The 20,225-nt window shown below is 58.9% G+C and carries 16 protein-coding genes and 1 tRNA gene; 9 read left to right on the top strand and 8 right to left on the bottom strand.

What is annotated here, in order from left to right; all coding sequences use genetic code 11:
- Window positions 1–166: 166 nt before the first annotated feature.
- The 6 genes from H4W01_RS05705 to H4W01_RS05680 all read right to left on the bottom strand — a co-directional run bounded on the left by H4W01_RS05705 (window position 167) and on the right by H4W01_RS05680 (window position 4,080).
- Window positions 167–703, bottom strand: coding sequence for a hypothetical protein (locus H4W01_RS05705; protein ID WP_209610245.1), 537 nt, complete (start codon window positions 701–703; stop codon window positions 167–169).
- A complete protein-coding gene (locus tag H4W01_RS05700) occupies window positions 700–2,289 on the bottom strand; it encodes a type IV secretory system conjugative DNA transfer family protein (RefSeq protein WP_209610244.1) in 1,590 nt (529 codons plus the stop codon). Before H4W01_RS05700 ends, H4W01_RS05705 begins: the two co-directional genes overlap by 4 nt.
- 9 nt (window positions 2,290–2,298) lie before the next feature.
- Window positions 2,299–2,559, bottom strand: coding sequence for a hypothetical protein (locus H4W01_RS05695; protein WP_209610243.1), 261 nt, complete (start codon window positions 2,557–2,559; stop codon window positions 2,299–2,301).
- Window positions 2,552–2,812: a hypothetical protein gene (locus tag H4W01_RS05690; RefSeq protein ID WP_209610242.1), complete on the bottom strand. Its 261-nt coding sequence runs from the start codon at window positions 2,810–2,812 to the stop codon at window positions 2,552–2,554. Before H4W01_RS05690 ends, H4W01_RS05695 begins: the two co-directional genes overlap by 8 nt.
- A 357-nt stretch (window positions 2,813–3,169) precedes the next feature.
- On the bottom strand, window positions 3,170–3,397 hold the full coding sequence (locus tag H4W01_RS05685) for a hypothetical protein (protein ID WP_209610241.1): 228 nt from the start codon (window positions 3,395–3,397) through the stop codon (window positions 3,170–3,172).
- A 347-nt stretch (window positions 3,398–3,744) separates the two neighbouring features.
- Window positions 3,745–4,080 (bottom strand): hypothetical protein, encoded by a 336-nt coding sequence (locus H4W01_RS05680; RefSeq protein ID WP_209610240.1) that lies wholly within the window; start codon window positions 4,078–4,080, stop codon window positions 3,745–3,747.
- Between the two features lie 287 nt (window positions 4,081–4,367).
- Here H4W01_RS05680 and H4W01_RS05675 point away from each other — a divergent pair, with 287 nt between their 5' ends.
- From H4W01_RS05675 to H4W01_RS05635, 9 genes are all read left to right on the top strand, one after another.
- Window positions 4,368–7,337: a hypothetical protein gene (locus H4W01_RS05675; protein WP_209610239.1), complete on the top strand. Its 2,970-nt coding sequence runs from the start codon at window positions 4,368–4,370 to the stop codon at window positions 7,335–7,337.
- A gap of 181 nt (window positions 7,338–7,518) precedes the next feature.
- Window positions 7,519–7,845: a hypothetical protein gene (locus H4W01_RS05670; protein WP_209610238.1), complete on the top strand. Its 327-nt coding sequence runs from the start codon at window positions 7,519–7,521 to the stop codon at window positions 7,843–7,845.
- A gap of 203 nt (window positions 7,846–8,048) precedes the next feature.
- On the top strand, window positions 8,049–10,208 hold the full coding sequence (locus tag H4W01_RS05665; protein WP_334685167.1) for a type I secretion system permease/ATPase: 2,160 nt from the start codon (window positions 8,049–8,051) through the stop codon (window positions 10,206–10,208).
- Entirely contained in the window at window positions 10,205–11,602 is a 1,398-nt protein-coding gene (locus H4W01_RS05660; RefSeq protein WP_209610237.1) for an HlyD family type I secretion periplasmic adaptor subunit, read from the top strand. Before H4W01_RS05665 ends, H4W01_RS05660 begins: the two co-directional genes overlap by 4 nt.
- A 161-nt stretch (window positions 11,603–11,763) precedes the next feature.
- Window positions 11,764–12,378: a hypothetical protein gene (locus H4W01_RS05655; RefSeq protein WP_209610236.1), complete on the top strand. Its 615-nt coding sequence runs from the start codon at window positions 11,764–11,766 to the stop codon at window positions 12,376–12,378.
- 9 nt (window positions 12,379–12,387) lie between these two features.
- On the top strand, window positions 12,388–14,889 hold the full coding sequence (locus tag H4W01_RS05650; protein ID WP_209610235.1) for a hypothetical protein: 2,502 nt from the start codon (window positions 12,388–12,390) through the stop codon (window positions 14,887–14,889).
- Window positions 14,890–15,008: 119 nt separating this feature from the next.
- A complete protein-coding gene (locus H4W01_RS05645) occupies window positions 15,009–16,091 on the top strand; it encodes a glycosyltransferase (RefSeq protein WP_209610234.1) in 1,083 nt (360 codons plus the stop codon).
- A gap of 332 nt (window positions 16,092–16,423) precedes the next feature.
- Window positions 16,424–16,963: an antirestriction protein ArdA gene (locus H4W01_RS05640; protein ID WP_209610233.1), complete on the top strand. Its 540-nt coding sequence runs from the start codon at window positions 16,424–16,426 to the stop codon at window positions 16,961–16,963.
- 1 nt (window position 16,964) lies between these two features.
- Complete coding sequence (locus H4W01_RS05635; RefSeq protein WP_209610232.1) at window positions 16,965–17,264, top strand: hypothetical protein; 300 nt, start codon at window positions 16,965–16,967, stop codon at window positions 17,262–17,264.
- A gap of 151 nt (window positions 17,265–17,415) precedes the next feature.
- Here H4W01_RS05635 and H4W01_RS05630 read toward each other — a convergent pair.
- Window positions 17,416–17,489, bottom strand: a tRNA-Gly gene (locus H4W01_RS05630).
- A 168-nt stretch (window positions 17,490–17,657) separates the two neighbouring features.
- Complete coding sequence (locus H4W01_RS05625) at window positions 17,658–20,063, bottom strand: glycoside hydrolase family 3 protein (protein WP_334685166.1); 2,406 nt, start codon at window positions 20,061–20,063, stop codon at window positions 17,658–17,660.
- Window positions 20,064–20,225: the final 162 nt, after the last annotated feature.

Genomic DNA, 20,225 nt, shown 5'->3' with positions numbered 1-20,225 from the left:
AACTCCTGCGGAAGGCCTTTTGATCTTATTGTGCGCACAACATGGTTAACAATTCGATAATACCGAATTGTAAGCGCTTCGTTCGCTGTCGCTTTTGGCGTAGAGCGACGCCGATCGCTCGAGTCCATCCGGCCCGAGCGGGCGCAATCAGGAGTTGCGTGATTGCTCATTGCTGCCCCCGCAACAGCGCGTGGCAGTAGGGCGGCAGCGCACGGTAGGCATCGGCAAGGCTCGGCACCGCCATCCCCGGGCGAGCCACGACCGCGACAACGAATGACCTGGTGCGTCGCGGCCGCCGCCGCTTGAAGCAGCAGGTCGCCAACCGCAGCGCCATGGCGATGATCCCGATACCGCCCGCCAAGAGGCCCATGCATATCGCCGCGTCGGATACGGATGCGCCACCGCTAAGCATCACGCCAAACAACGCCGCGCCCAGCGCGAGGATGATGGCCCGACCCCAGACGCGCCTACGTTGGCGCGGCGTGGCCGGGGCCAGCCCATTCCACTCGCGCTCCCATGCCCGGTACGCGCTGGCTTCCGCGCTCGCCTTCTGGATGGTTCCGAGGATCGCCACGGCAAAGATGACGATGAGGACATTGCCTGCATGAAAGCCGGCGAGCAATGTGATGCCGCCGATCAGCCTCAGCGGCACGGCCACCGCCGGATGCCCCATCACCATCGTTTTGATCGCTGGTTTCTTCATTTCTGCAGAAACTCCACCATCAGGAAATTGCTGTTGGTCGCAGCGAAACAGTGGCCCGCGCGGAACCAGATAGCGGTCACGCGCCCCCGGTTGGCGGTGCCGCCTGTTTTCAATCCGCGTGCGAAGAAGCCCGGCTCGATCACCCAATCGGTCTGCTCCGACCATGATTGGCTGTTGTTCCAGCTCGAATTGCCGCCCCGGCTGCGGCCCCAATTATCGCTGCCGCCATGCGAACTGCCGGTGCTGGAATTCGAGCCGTAGGACGAGCCACCGCTTGCGTGGCTCGAACTCGACCCGGCGCTACTGTTCGTGCCGTAGTTCGTACCTTCACCCATGTTCAGGCCGTAATTTTCGCCACCACCTGAGCCTTGGCTGGAACTCCAGCGCATATGCTGGGTGCGGCCCAGCTTGCGGGCGAACCATTCGTTGGTCTCCGCGCAGGCCGAAGAATGCAGCACGATATTGTTGAAGGCGCTAGCGAGGTGCTCCGTTCGGTCATGCGGATGGTCACCGCCGATCATCGCCCTGATGGTCGGCAGGCTCTGCGTGGCGAAGATGACCATCGTCATCGAGCTACGGATTTGCGCTAAGGCCTCGGCGTCCCGGAAAAGGAAATTCTGACATTCGTCCGCGCCGATTATTAGCGGTCGTACACGCATCGCCTCGGGCATCGCATTACGGCTGAGGATCACTTTGTAGACGACGTGCTTTGTGATCTTTTGCAGGATCGCGCCGTCAGCGCCATGCACCTGCACCGGCACATTCATCAGAATGATCGCGCCCGACATCATCAGTTCGGCGGGGAACAGATCAAGGTCCCCACAAAGGGCGTCTTTGAGAATACCCGTCTCGAACCGCGACAACGACGTCGTCACCGAGATTCGGATGTTCCCGGCTGTCTTCGCATCGAGGGTGCAGAACTCTTCCCAATAGTCCATCGCGCGTTGGCCGGTCTCCGCATCGAAGCCGGGGATCGGTCCCGCCGCCAACCGTTTGGCGGCTGCATTGAACATTTGCCCGAACACAGAATCCGCTTGCCACTTCGGGTCGCGCATTTGTTCGAGCGACATGGGCGCGCTTCGAACAATCGCCAGCAGAGTGCTATTGCGCACCGTTCCCTCTGCCGCATAGGCGATGGGTACAACGGCGCGGAGCATCTGCTGAGCGCTATCCGTCCAGAATTGATCGCCCGGTTTGCCGGAACTCGACCCGGACTCACGCACGATCTCGAGCATCGCCATTAGCAAGTCGATCACGGCGTTGATGCTGCCGGTGCGTGCCAACTCGTAGGCAAGTACGTTGAAGCCGTAATTGCGCCCGTCCCAACCGATCAGGGAGTCGCGGCGACCCGCCTCGGCGCAATAGGTGCGGATTGCTTCGGCATCCTCGGGCTTTGCTATGCAGAACAACCCGCCCGCACCGAGTTTGAGCGCACCGAGGATTGCGTGGCGGTAGCTCGCGCTCGATTTACCGGAGCCGGTCGTGCCCAAAATCAGGGTATGACTGTTCGCCGCTCTGCCATCCCAATGGTCATACGGCGATAATTGCAACAGTGGCGCGTCGAGCGCGCTCAGGTGCTTAGCCATGGCAGCTTCCTATAGGTCGATGCCGCGATCCTGGGCCTTGGGGTCCTTGGCCGCTTCACCGCGATCATGTTCGGGGGTGGGTGACTGGTGCGAGCGCTCATCACGTTTGAACCAGCCAAGCCGTTCGCCGGGAGATTGCTCCCCCGGCGAATTGACGGTGATGGTTTGGCTGCGCGGCGTGACCGCCTTGCCGAACCATCCTTCTTCCAGCAGCTTCTGGCGGATGTCCGCCACCGCTGCGGCGAAGCCATTGGCGAAGCGATCACGCATCGAACTTCACCCCGCAGCACAGGCACCGCCAGCGCGGGCGCACAAAGTTGGCGATGTGCCGCGCATAAAGCGCGCTCAGAATATCGACCGCTTCCTCGGTGCGGCCTTCCTGCACCAAGCCATCCGCCTCGTGCACCAATTCCCGGTGCAGATGCAGGTCGATATGGCAGTCTTCGTAATCGCTCGCGCCGCAAGCGGGGCAGATCACGGGATCATGATGCCCGCGCGTGGCAATCCAATCGGTCACGTACATGTACATTCTCCGAAGATGTGGCGCGCGCGAAACCGCTATCGGCAAGCCGCGCGCCCGAGGTCAGGTTATTTGCCAATGCACGCCCGTTCAGACTGCCGGCGCATGGTCGCCATCTGAATCAAAGGTCGCGCCGCAATTCTGGCACCGGCATTCCTTGTAGAGCGCGTTGATGCCCTGCATTCCGAGCGCTCCCAGACCAGCGAGTACGCTCCAGCGGCGGTCGCCAAATGTCTGGAGGAATCGCGCTGCGTCCGTCGCCCGAGCGATATGCGCGGACGTTAGCGGCTTGTTCGAGACTACATTGGGTGAGTGGCACTGGGGACAGTTCAACATGGTGAGTTCCTTGTCGAATGAGGGTCAGTGGAAACGGTGGCCGCAGGCGAGGCATTGCTTCTCGCCGCCGCCCGGCACGCGTTTGTAAACCTCGCGACCGACCGTCACGGCCAGATGGGCCATTTTGAGGTAGGGGTGCCGGTGCGATAGATGCCGAAGCATCTGTCCGGCACCGCGCGCGCCGCGCTCGAAATCATTAGCCTCGGCAGTCTCGGTGGTGCCGCCGCATTTGGGACATTTGGGGTAGAGCATGATCGCGTTTCTCCAAAAATTTGGGCGCACGAAGCCATCACGCGGGAAAGTCCGCGCGCCCAAGGTTTTAAGTTGTTGTTTATTAGTTAGTTATGCCACCGGCGGCTGTGCCGTGGCGAACAGGCTGAGGGTCCAAGTGATAACGACCGTGGTCGCCACCATCGCAGCCGCAGCTAGGTAAACTTTGCGCAATTTTCTCACCGTCCTTTCGGTTTAGCGTCGCCGGCAGAAATGCTCGGTGAAAGGACCTTGGGCGGAGGGAGGGCATCCGTGCAGGCGCACAAACGGATACAAAAGGAAACAGCCTCTTACTCTGAACGATGGCCGGTCCATGGGCAGGCTGACGCCTATCGCGTCGGGGGACCAGAACTCTTTTTATCAGTGGTTCGGCAGCGCGGCGCGAGAGATAACGCCCGGTCAACAATTTCGTCAACTTCGCTCAGCGTGCCCACGCGTCTCTCACCGCAATCGTCCAGGCCAAGCAATGCCCAAAACTTCTGAACCTTGGCATCATCACTAGAATATCCGCCATCCATGGCGCCGATATAATAATAACAATCAGCTTCATTATCATCAGGAGATACGAATTTTAAGTCGATATCGGCCTCGACAGGATTGATCCCGCACCGATTTGCGAGATCGTTGATCTTACTCAAAACCCAAACTTCGCCACCACTAGCCATAAATATGATTTAATGATATTACATATCATTAACAGTGTCTAGAAAAACTGCTGCCCGTTCTATCCGGAATGCCGGGCTGCTATGCACCGCACCGAGACCGCTGAACGGAAGGGTAAGGCGACTTGGCGACGGATGAGAGAATGTCGGCTAATCCCCCAACCTATCCTGAGAGCGGCACCTATGCAGACCTGCTTCTTTGGCATTTAGAGGTTTGGTGGACGCGCCCGGGAGGAAGTCCAACCCAGCGGGGCGCAACTCCTTGGGATATAAGAGCATTTAGAGATGAAGTGTTTAAAGATGACAAAGGTGTTGATCCCGATGGGCCGTATAAGAAATACCGCAGTTATACCGGGAAATATCAGAAATATCCTCCTTCTGAAGGAAAGGCCAAAATAATATCAAGACTTCTCTTTAATGGAGAGGTTCAGTTCAAGCGATGGGAAAATGATCTCAAAGAGGCTAGAATACGTAGTGCCGGCAAGGGCAATAATATTGCGAATATTTCGATCAGCGCGGCGATAGCTAAACTTGAAAAGGCTCTTGCCGAGGAAGCGGCTCATTCCGAAGAGTTGACTAAGCAGCTTCCCGAACACCTCGACGCTGTGACATTCACGCATCGCCAAACGCACAAATTCAAGGCCGAGGCGGCTAGGCAAAATTCCGCGCTGGTGGCAGCTCGCCTGACTTCATTTTTCGCGGGTCGGTCAAGTGACCTTAAGGCTATTGAGGATTTTGTGAACCGGCGCATGGCAGGCGGCTCGCAAGGCTTGCTAGTCATTGCCGCGCCCGCAGGTTTTGGCAAATCCGCGTTGGCGGCTCGTTGGTGCCATCTGGCCGAAATGGTCGCCAATCGCCGGGTCGTGAGGCATTTTTGTTCGACCTCGACTGGGCAAACGACCACCTCACTGGAAAACATCTACGCGCATCTGCATTATCAGGTCGCGACCGTTTTCAATGAACCAATCGATCAAGCGGGCGATTTCGACGCATTGGTCGCGTTGCTCGCAAAAGCGCCGCCAGATGGTCAGCACTTGGTGCTTTGGCTTGACGGGATTGACGAGGCCAATGGCACGATAGAATGTTTTCTGCCCGCGCAACTCGGTGAGCGCGTCTGTGTCATCGTCACCGCGCGTGCCGACGACGCCGTAATCCCACCCTATCTCGCTCCGTGGCTCCAAGATGACATGGCTAGATTTCATCGGCCTGTTCGCCAGTCGCTTGCAATGCTGCCGTTCGACGATGTGGAAGAGTTGGTCGATCAACGCTTCGATGCCGAGGACTTGGTCGCACCGGACGGGCTAGCAGAGAGAATATTCCGCTCATCTGGCAGCGGATATCCCCTTTTCGTTCGCTATATGGCGGAAAGTGCGGTCGAATCTGCGAAAACGGGGGAAAATGTTGACCTTGGGGAAACGCAAGGTTCGCTCATTGGCTTTGCGGAAGCGGAATTTAGGCGGCTGAAAAGGCTCGAACGGTGGCCCGACTTTCAACCCATATTTGCATTTCTGACCCTTGCACGCGAGGCGATGCCGATCGACGAGATGTCCACGCTGATCGGCAACCGCATCTTCCCGGACGCGCTCCCGCCCCAGTTAATGCGTTGGCTGACTCTGGTCGAAAGTGCGGATCGAAGGGCCGCGCCGCTTCTGAGCTTCGCGCATCCGCTGCTAGCTCATATCTTCGGACAAGCGATTGGTTATCAGCAGCAAGGGGCGCTGACCAACCTCTGTAAGAAAGCTCTCGTCGAGCCTTTTTCCGAGTGGCCGCGTTACGCGTTCCGGCATCTCCCGGAACACTTGGCGCAGGCCAATTCTTCTTCGGATCTCGCCACACTTCTATCTGACCCGGACTTTATTTCCGCGCGTTTGGCCGCTTTGGGGCCGGAAGATTGTCCGCAGCGCATGCTGTCCGATTGGAAAACCTGGGTTTGGAAAGCCAAAGACGATTGGCTTCTCCAAATAGCAGATAGTTCTGATCCGATGCGGCATCTGCGCTTCTGGGAGAACTATCACCCTCTCATCACCCACGCGACAGCACTAGAAATGCCCAATGCATGGCGTCAGCTCATGCACGATAGCAATTTGATCCATGGGCCGGAATATTCCCCTGTCATTGGTTGCAAGCGCTCTGAACTCACGAGTTCGCTGGTGGCGCTCGGCCGGCAAGAGATGCTCAATAATGCGATTGCATTGGAAGATGGCGCGGGCATCCTGTCTTGGAGCAGGCACGCATTACAGCTTTGGGGACCATCCGCAGATGAACGCGCGCCCCTGCTCGGTCACGACGGATGGGTCCATGGCGCGCTGGCGCTGGAGGGTGGTGCAGGGTTTTTATCGTGGAGCGAGGATAGCACACTGCGGCTCTGGGGACCGGCAGGTGAAGTTGGTCCGGCACTACGCGGCCACGCGAAACCCGTAAGAGACGTATTGGCGCTAAAGAAGGGTGCGGGTTTTTTATCCAGAGACATGCATGATATTCGGCTTTGGAGTCCGTTCGGCGTTGAACGCGCGGTCATGCGGCACCCTGACGACTATATCGACGGCATTGCGATACTTGAAGGCGGTACAGGCTTCTTGTCTTGGAGCAGTGACGGCGAACTGGGACTGTGGGGACCGGCGGGCGAAGAGCGAGCCGTGATACGAGGCAAACACCTCCTCGTTGACGGCGTTCTGCCGCTGAAACCCGATGTGGGTTTTCTTTCTTGGTGCAATCGCGGGGAGCATTCCCTGCTGCTTTGGGGGCCAGAGGGCGACCGATATGAGCGATTATACTTTGGGCATGACGGTGACATCACCGGGGCGTTAGCACTGGAGGATGGAACAGGCTTTCTCACTTGGAGCAAAGACAAAACACTTCAACTTTGGAGTTCGGAGGGTGACGAACGCGCTGTTCTGCGCGGCCATACAGACTCCGTTCTGGGAGCGTTCACGCTAGAGAGTGCTGCTGGCTATTTATCTTGGAGCGATGAAGAGATCATACTTTGGGACCGCGACGGCGAAGAGCGCGAATCGATGCGTGACCATTTGGGCTGGATCAGGGGTGCAATTGAACTGAAAGACGGCATCGGCTTTCTATCTTGGAGCGACAACGCCGTGACACTTTGGAATCGCCGAGGTGAACTGTCGAACATATGGCTGATGCCGAGCCTAGCCATTGGCGCAATAAAACATGTCGAACCGTTCGGGGATTCGGACCGTTATCTGGTATTATTCGGTAACAATATCAGCGTTGTACATTTGCCGCCGATCGATGAATAGCCGCTAACGCTCTTGGATCGTTGCTGACCAATCGGTAAAGTAATGAGCCTTGAGGCTTTGCCGCTGGCGCGCTGCGAAGCGCTTTCCGCTGAGCTTCCTCCGTTACGCTCCGTGCAGCCGATCTTGCCGAACGATCGCCCAATGTTCCAGTGGTTGCGGATCACGCCAAACAGGTAAACCCATGATGAGCGAGCGAGTTCTTTTTCGGCTTAACCAGTTCGAGCCGTTTCACTTCGACGTAGGCGCTGAACGATTTACGTTTCGGGATACGAGCGAATATGCAGTGATTGGCAATGTTCCGGCCGGCATTTCGGATCAAATCCGTCTGGCTCCGCGCGGTCGCTTCTTTCGCATAACAGTCGTCGAAGATCCCGTGGTTCATAATCCCACCGGTGTTGAAGCGGGCTGGTATGTCGTCAATGAGATCGACAAGGAACGAGCTGAGAAACTGCGGGCGAGTTGGGCAGTTCTTCGATCACAGCCCACTATCTGTAGCGGCTCGCAATGATGATCGCGCGGAACTACAATACGGGAGACTTTCGCGCTCGGATTATGTGAGACGCTAACGATCGTCCGACGCACATGGTTTCCACGTTTCAGGCCCGATGCGTACAGCTCAGATTGTGCCTCAAGCCAGAGTCGCACGAAATTTGTCGTAAGACTTTCAAAAACAACCCGTAAGGATATTGTCAGGATCTTGGGGGTGTTGGCGTGAACGAGAGGGTCGAACTGGACAAGCTGTCACCGACCGCACCAATCGATACTGGCCTCATTGCGCTTGTCGTTACGCTTCAGTTCCATGAAATCGCGTCCGATTCCGGCCAACTGCGTCACGAACTCGGCTCGAGCGAGGCAGTGACATCCGCCGACCTCGTTCGGCTCGCGCGACGCATGGGCGTTCGCGCAAAGCATGTGAATCAGACATTCGCGGCACTCGCCACGCTGCCGCTGCCCGCGATCGCACACCGATCGGACGGCAGTTTCGCAATCCTCGTGCGGGCAAGTCCCACGCTTGCGCTTGTGCAAGACCCGGCCAGTGGCCAGTCCAGCCGCTTGAACGAAGCCGAATGGAATGCCGTTTTTGATGGCGAACTGGTCCTCCTGACGACTCGCACCAGCGTAAGCGGGGCCGGCCGCAAGTTTGACGTCTCATGGTTCATCCCGGCGCTGGTGCGATATCGAGGGTTGCTCGGCCAGGTAATCCTCGCATCGTTGGTGATCCAGATCATCGGGCTGGTGTCGCCACTCATTTTTCAGGTCGTGATCGACAAGGTTCTTGTTCACCGCTCACTGACGACGCTTGAGGTGATGTCACTCGCATTGTTGCTGGTCGCGCTGTTCGAGACGGCGATCACCGGCTTGCGTCAATATCTTTTCGCACACACCACCAATCGCGTCGATGTCGAACTGGGGAGTCGGTTGTTCCGTCATCTGCTGTCGTTGCCAATGAGCTATTTCGCGGCGCGGCGCGTGGGCGACACGATAGCGCGGGTGCGGGAACTGGAGACGATACGCGAGTTCCTGACCTCGAACTCGATCACGCTGGTGCTCGACCTATTGTTCACCGTCGTATTCCTTGCTGTCATGTATCTCTATTCGGCGGTTTTGTTCTGGGTCGTGATCGTCAGCCTGCCGTGCTACGTCATCGTCTCCCTTGCGGTCTTGCCTGGGCTGCGCCGCAAGCTCGATGAACGATTCAGACGCGGTGCCGAAAACCAATCCTTCCTCGTCGAAAGCGTGACAGCGGTAGAGACACTGAAGGCAGCAGCGATCGAACCGCAGATGCAGGCGCGGTTCGAGCGACAGCTGGCAGGCTATGTCGATGCCGGGTTTTCCGCCGCCATGCTCGGCAACTGGGGAAGTCAGGCGATTGGACTGATCGGCAAGCTGACGACGGCAGCGATCCTGTTCGTGGGCGCGGGACAGGTCATCGACGGCCATTTGACCGTCGGGATGCTGGTTGCGTTCAATATGCTCGCCGGGCGGGTGTCCGGACCCGTGCTACGACTTGCCCAACTGGCGCAAGATTTTCAGCAGGCGCGGCTCGCGGTCGAACGATTGGGCGATATTCTCAACGCGCCAGCTGAAGCAGCCTCGGGCGCGCGCTCGAATCTACCGTGCATCCAGGGCGATATCGTGTTCGACAAGGTCCGGTTCCGTTACCGGGACGACGGTCCGGAAGCATTGCGTGGAGTCGAACTTGCAATCAAAGCTGGCGAGACCATAGGCGTTGTCGGCACGTCGGGTTCGGGTAAATCGACGCTCGCCAAACTCATCCAGCGATTGCATGTGCCGACCCAGGGACGGGTTCTCGTCGATGGCGTCGACCTGGCGCTTGTTGATCCGGCATGGCTCCGGCGGCAAATCGGTGTCGTGCTTCAGGACAATATTCTGTTTAACCGCTCGGTGCGCGAGAATATCGCGCTCGCCGATCCCACCATGGCGATGCAAGGCGTAATGGCGGCGGCGCAACTGGCAGGGGCGCATGACTTCATCCTCGAACTGCCTGAAGGCTATGACACGCGCATCGACGAGCGCGGCGCGAACCTGTCGGGTGGACAACGCCAGCGCATCGCCATTGCCCGCGCGCTTGTCACCGACCCGCGCATCCTCATTCTCGACGAAGCGACCTCGGCGCTCGATGCCGAAAGCGAGGAAATCATCCAGAAGAATTTGCGGATGATCGCCCAGGGACGGACAGTGATCATCATTGCGCACCGAATGTCGTCGGTACGCCAGTGTCACCGGATCGTGACATTGGAGGCGGGCGCGATCCTTGAAGCCGGCACGCATGAGGAGCTGCTCAAGCTGAAGGGCCGCTATGCCGATCTTCATGCCCGCCAGATGGGCATCCATGGAGTCACGGCATGAGCGGAACGGTCGCCCGGCATTGGAATGTCCTGCGCGATAGCTGGGTGGCCGAGACGGAACGCCGCACAACCTCTACCCGGCACAGCGAAACGCGGTTTTTGCCAGCCGCCCTCGAAGTGATGGAAACGCCGCCCAACCCGCTCGGGGCGTGGCTTTTGTGGGTGCTGATCGCGTTGGTAGGGATTGCCATACTATGGGCCTGCCTCGCGCGCGTCGATGTCGTCGCAGTCGCACCCGGCAAACTTGTCGCAACCGGCCATAACAAGCTCGTGCAGGCGGCCGATCAAGGCGTTGTTCGCGCCATCTACGTGCGCGATGGCCAACACGTTGCTGCGGGCCAGGCTCTGGTCGCGCTCGATCCAACCACGGCCGGTGCGGATAAGGCTCAAGCCGAAGCGGCGCTATTGTCCGCTCGTATCGACGCAGCGCGCGGACATGCTCTGCTCGACGGATTTCAAGGCGGGTCGGCACGCTTTATTGCTCCACCCGGCGCGCCGTCTGATGTCGTCGGGACGCAGGAGAGCCTGATCGCGGCGCGGCTTGCAGAGGTGCGGCAACATACGGCCAGCCTTGATGCACAAGCCGAGGAGGCCCGCGCCCAGGAAGCTGGTTCGACCGAAGAAAGTCGGCGTTTGACCGACACGCTGCCTCTGCTCGCGGAGCGCGTTCGGCGGCGCGGCGTCCTCGCCGACAAGGGGCTATCGTCCAAGATTCTCCAGCTCGAACTCCAACAGCAGCAGGTCGATCACGAGCGCCGTATTGTCATCGAACGCGAGACTGCGCGCCGCGCGCGGGCGAGCAGGTCGGACTTCTCAGCACAGGCTGCACAAATCCGTGCGGAGGGGAAACGCGATGCGCTGACCGAACTTGCCAAGGCGGAAGCCGACGTGCGCCAGCGCGAGGAGGAGCTGACCAAGGCCAACAACCGTTCGGGCCTACAGATGCTACGCGCGCCCGTCGCCGGGACGGTGCAGCAACTCGCGGTCTATACCGAAGGTGCGGTGCTCAAGCCAGCCGACCCGATCCTCGTTATAGTCCCGGACAATGCACGCCTCTTTGTAGAGGCCGAGGTGCTCAATCGCGATATCGGTTTTGTCCGCAAAGGACAGGACGTCATGGTCAAGCTCGATGCCTATCCATTCACCCGGTATGGTCTGCTTCACGGCAAATTAATCGGCATAAGTCGCGACGCTGTCATGGAAGAGAAGCTTGGACAGGTGTATGAAGCGCAGATTGAACTGAAAGAGGCGGTGATCTTGGCCGATGGTCGCACCGAACGACTGCAACCCGGACTCACCGCTACTGCTGAGATCAAAACGAATACCCGGCGTATCGTCGATTACTTGCTCTCTCCGCTCGAAAGGCGCATCTACGAAGCGGGACGAGAACGATGATTTATCATCGTATGCGCAAATGATTATTAGGAAATTATCGAGAGTCGATAACGGATGCGTTGGAACAACCCAGGCAAACGAAACCAGCGAAGCGACAAGCAGCAGGCGCAATCTTACACCCCGGCCAACGTCTTTGCGGGAACGGATGAGAGGAACTATCAATGCGTCGCTCGACAGCATCTGCCTTACTTGGGGGCTTTCTGGCACTTCACATTGCAGGAACGCCTTTTGCGTCAGCTCGCGCCCGCGACCAGATCCCCACGGGAATGGGCTCAGCTATGAGGGCAACGTTTGGCAATTGGATCGCCTTCACCACCTCTGCACCGGCCTCGAAACGTTGTATCGTCAACAATGGGCCATTTTGGTTTCAGCTATTCCCTGACGGGCACCGAGAGTTTGGCGTGCGTTTCTTCCCGAATGAGGCGGACCTTGCAGCCAATGCAGTCCGTGAAAATGAGCCCGGCATATTGTCGGCTCGTCGGGTCATAGGTCACTCTGATGTTTATCGCATCAGGACGCTTGCCCTGCCAAGAGACGATACAGGCAAATCTCCGGATGAAAATGACGTTGTAATAGATGATCCGAGATTGAAGATCGAGGTAAAGTCCTCGCATGATAGGGTTTGGAAGGACCCTGTGTCCTTGATCGACTTTCTGAAAGGCGAACGAGAAGTTCGAATTATTTTTGACGCGAAACTCCGTTATCCTGAAAAGAGAGTCGATACTGCGCGTCTTAAAGAGGCGATCGATTGGTGTAGTGGCAGCTTTTCCAAATAGGAGGCTCTGATGGCAGTCAGTCTAGTACAGGTAAGTGGCGCATTCACAGATGATAGTGGCACAGATCCTTCAGGTGAGCAGGGATCTGGCGTAGTTATTGGCAACGGCTACGCCTTGACTGCAGGTCACATTGTATTCGAATTCAATCGCCAATCGGCCGCTCCAGCGGTGATTTCCTCGTTTGCAGGTGCGTTCGACTACAGAGGCTATCAAGGAGCCTATCTTAGTGCGGCCAATGCTAGCCTAAATACCATCACTGGCCTGTATCCCGCTAATACGACAATTGAGGCTAAGCTTTTTTCACAAGATTCTGTAGTGATACAGCAGTCAGGTGTGACAGTATCGAAAACTTCAGCCGGACTTGGTGCTTTTAGTGACGTGAATGACCTTCTCTCTACGAAAACTATTCTCCAAGGTTCTAGTGCGGTAAGTCGAGATGGCCTGAACACTGGTCAAGTCTCAGGCAAGATAATATCAATCTATCAAGGTGATCTTAAGTTTAATAAACCTGCGAACACAGGGTCTCCTAACACCCCAGGGGATAGCGGAGGCTCCTATTCGTTGAATTACGACAGAAAAACTTTCATCCTAGGGACTCAATCTTCAAATAAGGGCGGCACCGCAGCGCTGGGGACGATCCTGACGTTTCAAAACATCAACGACATAACGGCAACGATAACCGCCAACGAAACCGGCAATATTTCCGATGTTGAGCCTACTAACCTCTTCGTTGGTTCGACCGTCGGCGACACGATCACAGGCTCATTCAGGTCTGATCTCATAATCGGGCGCGACGGTAATGACACATTGGACGGCGGAGATTCGGCAAGCGCGACGCGCTGGGGAAACGATCAGCTTTTTGGCGGCATGGGCGACGACACGCTAATCGCTGGCAAGGGCAACAATCTGTATCATGGAGGCAACCAGAATCTGACGGCTGCTGGCGACCTGACGACCGACGGCACGGACACGGTCGATTATTCGCAATTGACGGCAACCGATCCGAAGCTGGGCATTAAGGTCCAGATTGGCACGACCGTGGTCAACAACACTTGGAAGGCGAACAAGGATTTCTCCCATGCCAGCTTTGTAACCGACTTGGGCCGCGACAAGGGCGTTGACACGCTGATCTCGATCGAAAAGGTGACGGGTACCTCGGCAGACGATATCGTGGCAATCAAGCAGCTCTCCGCGACGACGCTTGCCAATGCCAACCACGTCGGAGGTATCGACGTCATCGACCTTGGTGCCGAGGATAAATCGAGCAAATACAAGGGCGACTATGTCGACCTGTCTGGCCTCGACGAAGCCGCCAAGGTCACGCTAAACGGATCCTCGCTAAACGTTGCGGCAGCAGCTGATGCGACACGCGTCGTGACGATCAAAAACGACGAGCATATTATCGGCAGTAAGCAGAACGATCTGTTTCAGGCTCAGGGAACGCCTGCCGCGATCGACTTTGCCAGCGGCGGCGGCCATGATCTGGTTGAGACTGAAGCGGGCGGGACGTATGATCTGAAGCTGCGTGGGCTGAACGTAGCTGATATTACAATTATTGCGGGGGGTCAGGATCTTTACCGTTCGGTTGGCGATGGTACGCACTCGACTGATGTCTACGAATTCATCGCCTTTCAAATCAATTCGACTGGCGAGACGATTACGTTTGTGAACAAGGACGAGGCAGTGGCAGTTGGCCACGACCCTGATGGCCCCAGTGGAGTGGACGACGCTATCGCGCGGACACCGATCACTTCGGTGGAGTTCGCAAACGGAACCAAATGGGATGCTACCCAGATATGGAACGCTGTTGGGAACGGTCACGGTAGCGCCAACGGTACCGCAAATGTGAGTTACGACACTTATGTCGTTAGTCAGTATTATCCGGGCAACCAGCAGCAATTCGTCACACACATAAATGCTACTTACTTCCAGGCTGATCCCGTCAATGCTCCCTCTCCAACTGCGGCATTCCTAGCAGTTAACCCGCCCACGCAGGAATCACTTGCAGCGTCCAGAACAGGCCACATTGCCACGGTGCCGGTTGCGCTAGCGGCTCCCGCAGAGCCAGTTTTTGTCGCCGACTCCAGCCTTGCGGACTCAGACCAAGGTGCTCCGCAGAAGGGCGTAACGCAAATATACGCCGATCCAATCACCACGGTCGGGCAAGGTTCTTCGGCTGAAAGCGATCTTTCGTCGACCATCCAATCGGGTAGTGCGAGACTATCGGATGCGGCACTTATCCTACGCAATTACAACACGAACCGCGCATCCCCTCTGTCGGCCGTGATTGACTCCACCGCCAACCTTGTCGGCTCTCGGATACGGCAAGGCTCACAAATCCAGTTCGGAACGATTCCCTCGATCGACGCTGTCGGAGCGTCCAACTTCAATAGGCTAATCGAAGCGATGGCCGCTTTTCATGCCGGCGAAGGAATTGGCACACTCGATACTTCGGCGATGCGTAACCGTGAATTTGGGTCACATCCGCTCACGCTCGCGGTTGCGCACTGACTGGCTGCGCGGTCGAACCCGATGAGGCTCAGCCGCGCGCTTCAAGCATAGTGGGTAACACGCCAGTCGCGCTCGTTGGATGGGAACTCGGCAGCGGTCGCGGTCATGTCGAGCCGTTGGTGCCGCTCATCGACGCGCTCCTCATGCAGGGCTGGCGTGTGGTTGCCGCAATGCGCGATGTCGCGACGGCGCGCTCGGCACTCTCCAAACTCGCTCCTGCGTCTATTGGAAGGCTAGATCTGCGCCAAGCACCGATCTTCCTCCACCGCGCGGTGCCGCCACCTCGCCCGCTCTTTTCGCTTGCGGAGATCTTGGCGCATGCGGGTTTCGCCGATGCGAAACTCTGGCGTCCGGTGATGACGGCTTGGGGTCGTATTATCGACGAGGTTGGCCCCCAAATCGTGATCGCCGACTGCGCACCAAGTTTGGCATTGGCGGCGCGAGGCCGCGTGCGAACTATCGTAACCGGCAATGGCTGGACGCTCCCTCCTGATCTGGAATTCGTGCCGCCACTGCCGCTGCGGGATTATAATCGCGAAGTCGCGGTTGCGGCGGAAAGAGCAATTCACTCAACCGCGGCCAGATTGAAAGGAGATTCTGACGGGCTACCGCGCTTCGTGGATTTGCTGCGCGGGGACGAAAACTTCGTTTTTACGCATCCGCTGCTCGATCCTTATCGTAGCACACGGCGCGAACGGACTTGGTGGCCGGCTAACATCCATGTCTTGCCCCGATCGAACGTGAGCCTGCCGGAAGTCGTCGCCTATCTACCGAACAGGCACCCAGCTCAGGCCAACCTTGTCGACGCGATCGACAAAGCAGAGATGCGAGCAATCGCCTATTTTGGCAAAAGCGACCTCGCGTGCAGCGATCGCATCGCGATTTCAAAAAATCCGCTCGACCTCGCGCATGTCTTAGCTAGAGCACCATGCGCTGTTCATCATGGTGGGCTGGGTATGACTGGGTGGTGTCTTGCCCACGGCGTCCCGCAACTATTGATGCCAACCGACCTGGAGAAACACATGAATGCCGCCGCAGTCGTTTCAGCAGGCCGTGGAGTTGTGGTTTCACCGAATACACAGGCTGCGTCAATTGCAGTTGCGATCCAGCATGCAATCGGCCTTGAGATTGATGTGCCCGCCGCGAGTAACCCGCGAGAGACCGTCGAGGCGGTCATAGACGCGTGTACGTCATGTCGATGAAACGACCCGAAATACGGCCATCCTCAGGAATAAGAATATCGCAAAGAGCATTCAAAAGATGAAAAGTCTGGGTTGGCGTTGCCTTCGGCCCGCGCTCTAGGCGCTGCGCGCCCGGAGCCTTTCGTCTCTGCCATCCGGTGACGATCGCGAACGCATAAGAAGGCTTGGGGCTTTGCCCCTGGCGCGCTGCGAAGCGCCTTCCGCCCAGCTTCCTCCACTACGCTCCGTGCAGCCGGTTCCCCGCGAAGGCGCTTGCTCCGCTTGCACCCCCAGTCTCGCCGACGGGCAAGGGTTCAGATGACCACTGAACCCCAGACCCAACGGAGATAGAAATGGGAGCAACCTTCACCATCAACCGAACCGAACAACCCCGCATCTATGTGGCGTGCCTTGCGGCCTACAATAACGGCATCCTGCATGGCGCATGGGTCGAGGCGGCGCAGGAGCCTTGGGCGATTTACGATGAGGTGCGCGATATGCTGGCCGCATCGCCCGTCGCCGGGGCGGAAGAATGGGCCATCCATGATTATGAAGGGTTCGGCGAGGTTCGTATCGAGGAATATACCGGCTTCAACACCGTGGCCGAACTGGCATCCTTCATCGTCGAGCATGGAGATATGGGCGCGGCATTGCTCGACTATTTCAGCGGCGATCTCAACGAGGCGCGCGAGGCGGTTACCGATCGCTACCTTGGCGCACATGCTAGCCTTGCCGGCTACGTGCAGGACGTGACCGAAGAGTCGACCGGCATCCCCCCTAGCTTGCGCTGCTACATCGACTGGCAGGCGATGGCGCGCGATGCTGAGATGAGCGGCGACCTGTTCTCCGTCACCGTCGCGTGGGATGTGGTGCATGTGTTCGCGGGGTGCTGACATGGACCAGCAACCGCAGACCTACCGGCTGACATGGCAAGGCGTCGAGATCGAGGCCCGCTATTGGCCACGCAAGTGGGGCGTCACCGCGCACCTAGAAATCGAGAGCATTTACCCGGAGCGGGTACCGTTGCCGATCACCAGTACCGGCTACCGTTCGCACTTCCATCAACCGGGCACCATCGAAGCCCTTGGCGGCGACGTGGTAGCGCAGGTCATCGCATGGTTGGAGGACGAAGCCCAAAGCCCGCAATGGCTACGCTATGTTGAAGCGTCACGGCAGGGAGACTTGTTTGGGTAAGGCGGCGGTTCGGCGAATCGGAAACGCCCACGTTTGTCTAAGTCGGACCGCCGACAAACAGTTCCGCAAACTATTCTACACAAAACCTACACAGGCAAAAACTGCCGATATTTATCTTTATTATTCAAATCTTTGGATGAATCCAAAGATCTGGAGCGGGTGAAGGGAATCGAACCCTCGTCGTAAGCTTGGGAAGCTTCTGCTCTACCATTGAGCTACACCCGCATACCGACCGCCTGGCGAGCGCCAAAGGGGGAATGCCCCCTTACCGCGCGCCGCGTCGTCGATCCTGTGCCACTGGCACATTCGTAGCCGACAGGTCAACGCATTCTCAGCGATCGTTGGACGGTGCCGACGCAGAATGTGCCCGCGGATGTTGCGGACAGCCTCGGATTATGACCCGCCACACCGCAATACCGTATCGGCGACCATCCCGGTCGAGACGCGCGCCACGCTGATTTCCAGAGGCGACGCGGTGCGCAAAACGAAGGGCGCGGCGATCCGGGTCATCTCAGAAGCTTTGCCAAAGCATTTGAACGGAACCGCGATCGAGCGCCAGCTCCCGACCGGCAGCGCCGCCGCCGGAATGGCAACGGTGGCACCGCACCCTCCCCCGCCGCACGCGACCCCCAAGGTCACGTCCGCGCCAACCGGTCGATCGACCCGCAGCGTCGTGACCAGCATCACATCGCCATTGGTTTCGCGCCCGAGATCAAGGGGATCGGTCGCCTGCAAGGCGATCGTCTGCGGGCCGCCGCCGGCCAGCGAGAAGTGCCGAGCCCCTTCCTGCACCCCATAATCGACCGCCGTCACCGTCACCCGTCCGCCCAGCGCCTGCGCGGGCACGGTGGCGATGCGAGTCCCGGAACCGGTGCCGTCGCCGATCTGCAGCGAGAAGCCGGGGGTGGGCCGCCCCGCCGCGAAATAGACGCCGTCGGTCCCGGCGTCGGTGACGCCGGGATCCTCCGACAAAGGCTTCCACGCAGAGGTAGCTTCGCGTCCGCTCAGCCCATAGCCGAACGGAAACAGCGGCGCGTCGCCGGGCTTGGCGGTCATCGGCCAGGCGGCCGGCAATTTGCCCGTGAACGGTGCGGCGGCGGTCTTGGCGGCGAACAAGCGGTCGGCCACCCCCGCCCCTTCGGTGCCCGGCAACCACGCGACGACAAAGGCGTCAGCGACATTCAGCTCGGGGTTCACGAACAGCGGGCGCCCGGTCAGCATCACCGCCACGACCGGAATCCCTTGCGCCTTCAACCGCCGCATCGTCTCCAGCGGCCCGCGCAAATCGGGGCGCAATTGCAACGATTTGATGTCGCCCTGAAACTCGGCATAGGGCGTTTCGCCAAACACCACGATCGCGGCATCGGGTCGCGTCTTGAAGGTGCCGTCGGGCGCGAGTTCGGCATGACCACCGCCCGCCTTGACCGCGCTTTCAATGCCCGCCCACAGGCTGGTCGCGCCGGGGAATTTGCTATTGTCGAGCCCGGTGCCTTGCCAGGTGATCGTCCAGCCACCCGACTGCCGCGCAATATCGTCAGCCCCGTCGCCCGCGACCAGAATATTGGCCTGCGGCTTCAGTGGCAGGACACCGCTATTCTTGAGCAGCACCAGCGACTTGCCGACCGCCTCGCGCGCCACCGCGCGGTGCGCCGCCGCGCCAAGCACATTCCAGTCGCCCGCGAGCGGACGCGTCGAGGGTTTGCCCGCCTCGAACAGCCCGAGCCGGAACTTCACGCGCAAAATGCGCGCAACGGCATCGTCGAGCCGCGACATCGGCACCGTGCCGTCTTTCACTTGCGCGAGCAAAGAGGCGTAGAGCGGACGCCAGCTATCGGGGGCCATATACATATCGACCCCGGCGTTGATCGCCTGCGGGCAGCTTTCGTTGCTGCACCCGGCAATCTGGCCATGCGCGTTCCAGTCGGTGACGACGAAGCCGCCGAAATGCATCCGACCCTTCAGCACATCGGTGACCAGCCCTTTATTGCCCGCAATCTTTTGCCCCTGCCAACTCGAGAAGCTGGTCATCACGGTCGCGACACCGGCACCGATCGCGGGGAGATAAGGCTTGCCGTGGATGTCGCGTAGGTCGGTCTCGCTGATCTTGGCATCGCCCTGATCATGCCCCTCAAAGGTGCCGCCATCGGCGAGGAAATGCTTGGTGCTCGCCAGCACGTGCGGGCCCGCCAGGATGCGGCTGCCATCGGGCTTGCCCTGCAGCCCGACGATCATCCGCCCGACATAACTCGCGACCAGATCGGGATTCGAAGAATAGCCCTCATAGGCCCGCCCCCAGCGATAGTCCTGCGGCACGGTAATGGTCGGGGCGAAGGTCCATTCCTGGCCGGTGGTGCGAATTTCAGCGGCGGTCGCGGCACCGATCCGCTCGATCAAGGCGGGGTCGCGCATCGCCCCCAGCCCGATATTCTGCGGAAACAGCGTCGCGCCGATGATGTTGCTATGGCCGTGGACGGCATCGATCCCCCACAGGATCGGGATGCCCGATCCGCCCGCCGACCGATCGACCGACGCTTCATAAAAGGCATCGGCCAAGGCCAGCCATTTCGGCGCAAGCGCGAAGTCATCGCCGCCCGGGCCGGAATTGCCACCGTTGAGGATCGATCCGAGATGATAGCGACGGACATCGTCGGGCGTTACGCTGCCAATGTCGGCCTGGATCACTTGGCCGACCTTTTCCTCAACCGTCATGTGCTGGAGCAAGGCGGCGATCCGCGCCTCGTCGTCGCGCTTGGTCGCAACCGGCCAGACGGCCTCGGGCCAAAGTGCTGGGTGAACCACGGGGTTTGCCACCGGTGCCGCGGCCGGCAAAGCCGTTGCGCCAGCCACAACGGAAAATGCAGCGCAAACTGCAAGCCTCGGGATCATGCCCCCTCCTCCAGAAATCCGGTCATCCCCTGAACGGTGGATCCGTGGGGCGTTGTTGACAACGTTGACAAGGCG

Origin of the sequence: Sphingomonas sp. PL20 (assembly GCF_017875905.1) — a bacterium.
GTDB lineage: Bacteria > Pseudomonadota > Alphaproteobacteria > Sphingomonadales > Sphingomonadaceae > Sphingomonas > Sphingomonas echinoides.
Note: the sequence above shows the minus strand (reverse complement) of the source record. Positions and strands in the feature narration are given on the sequence as shown.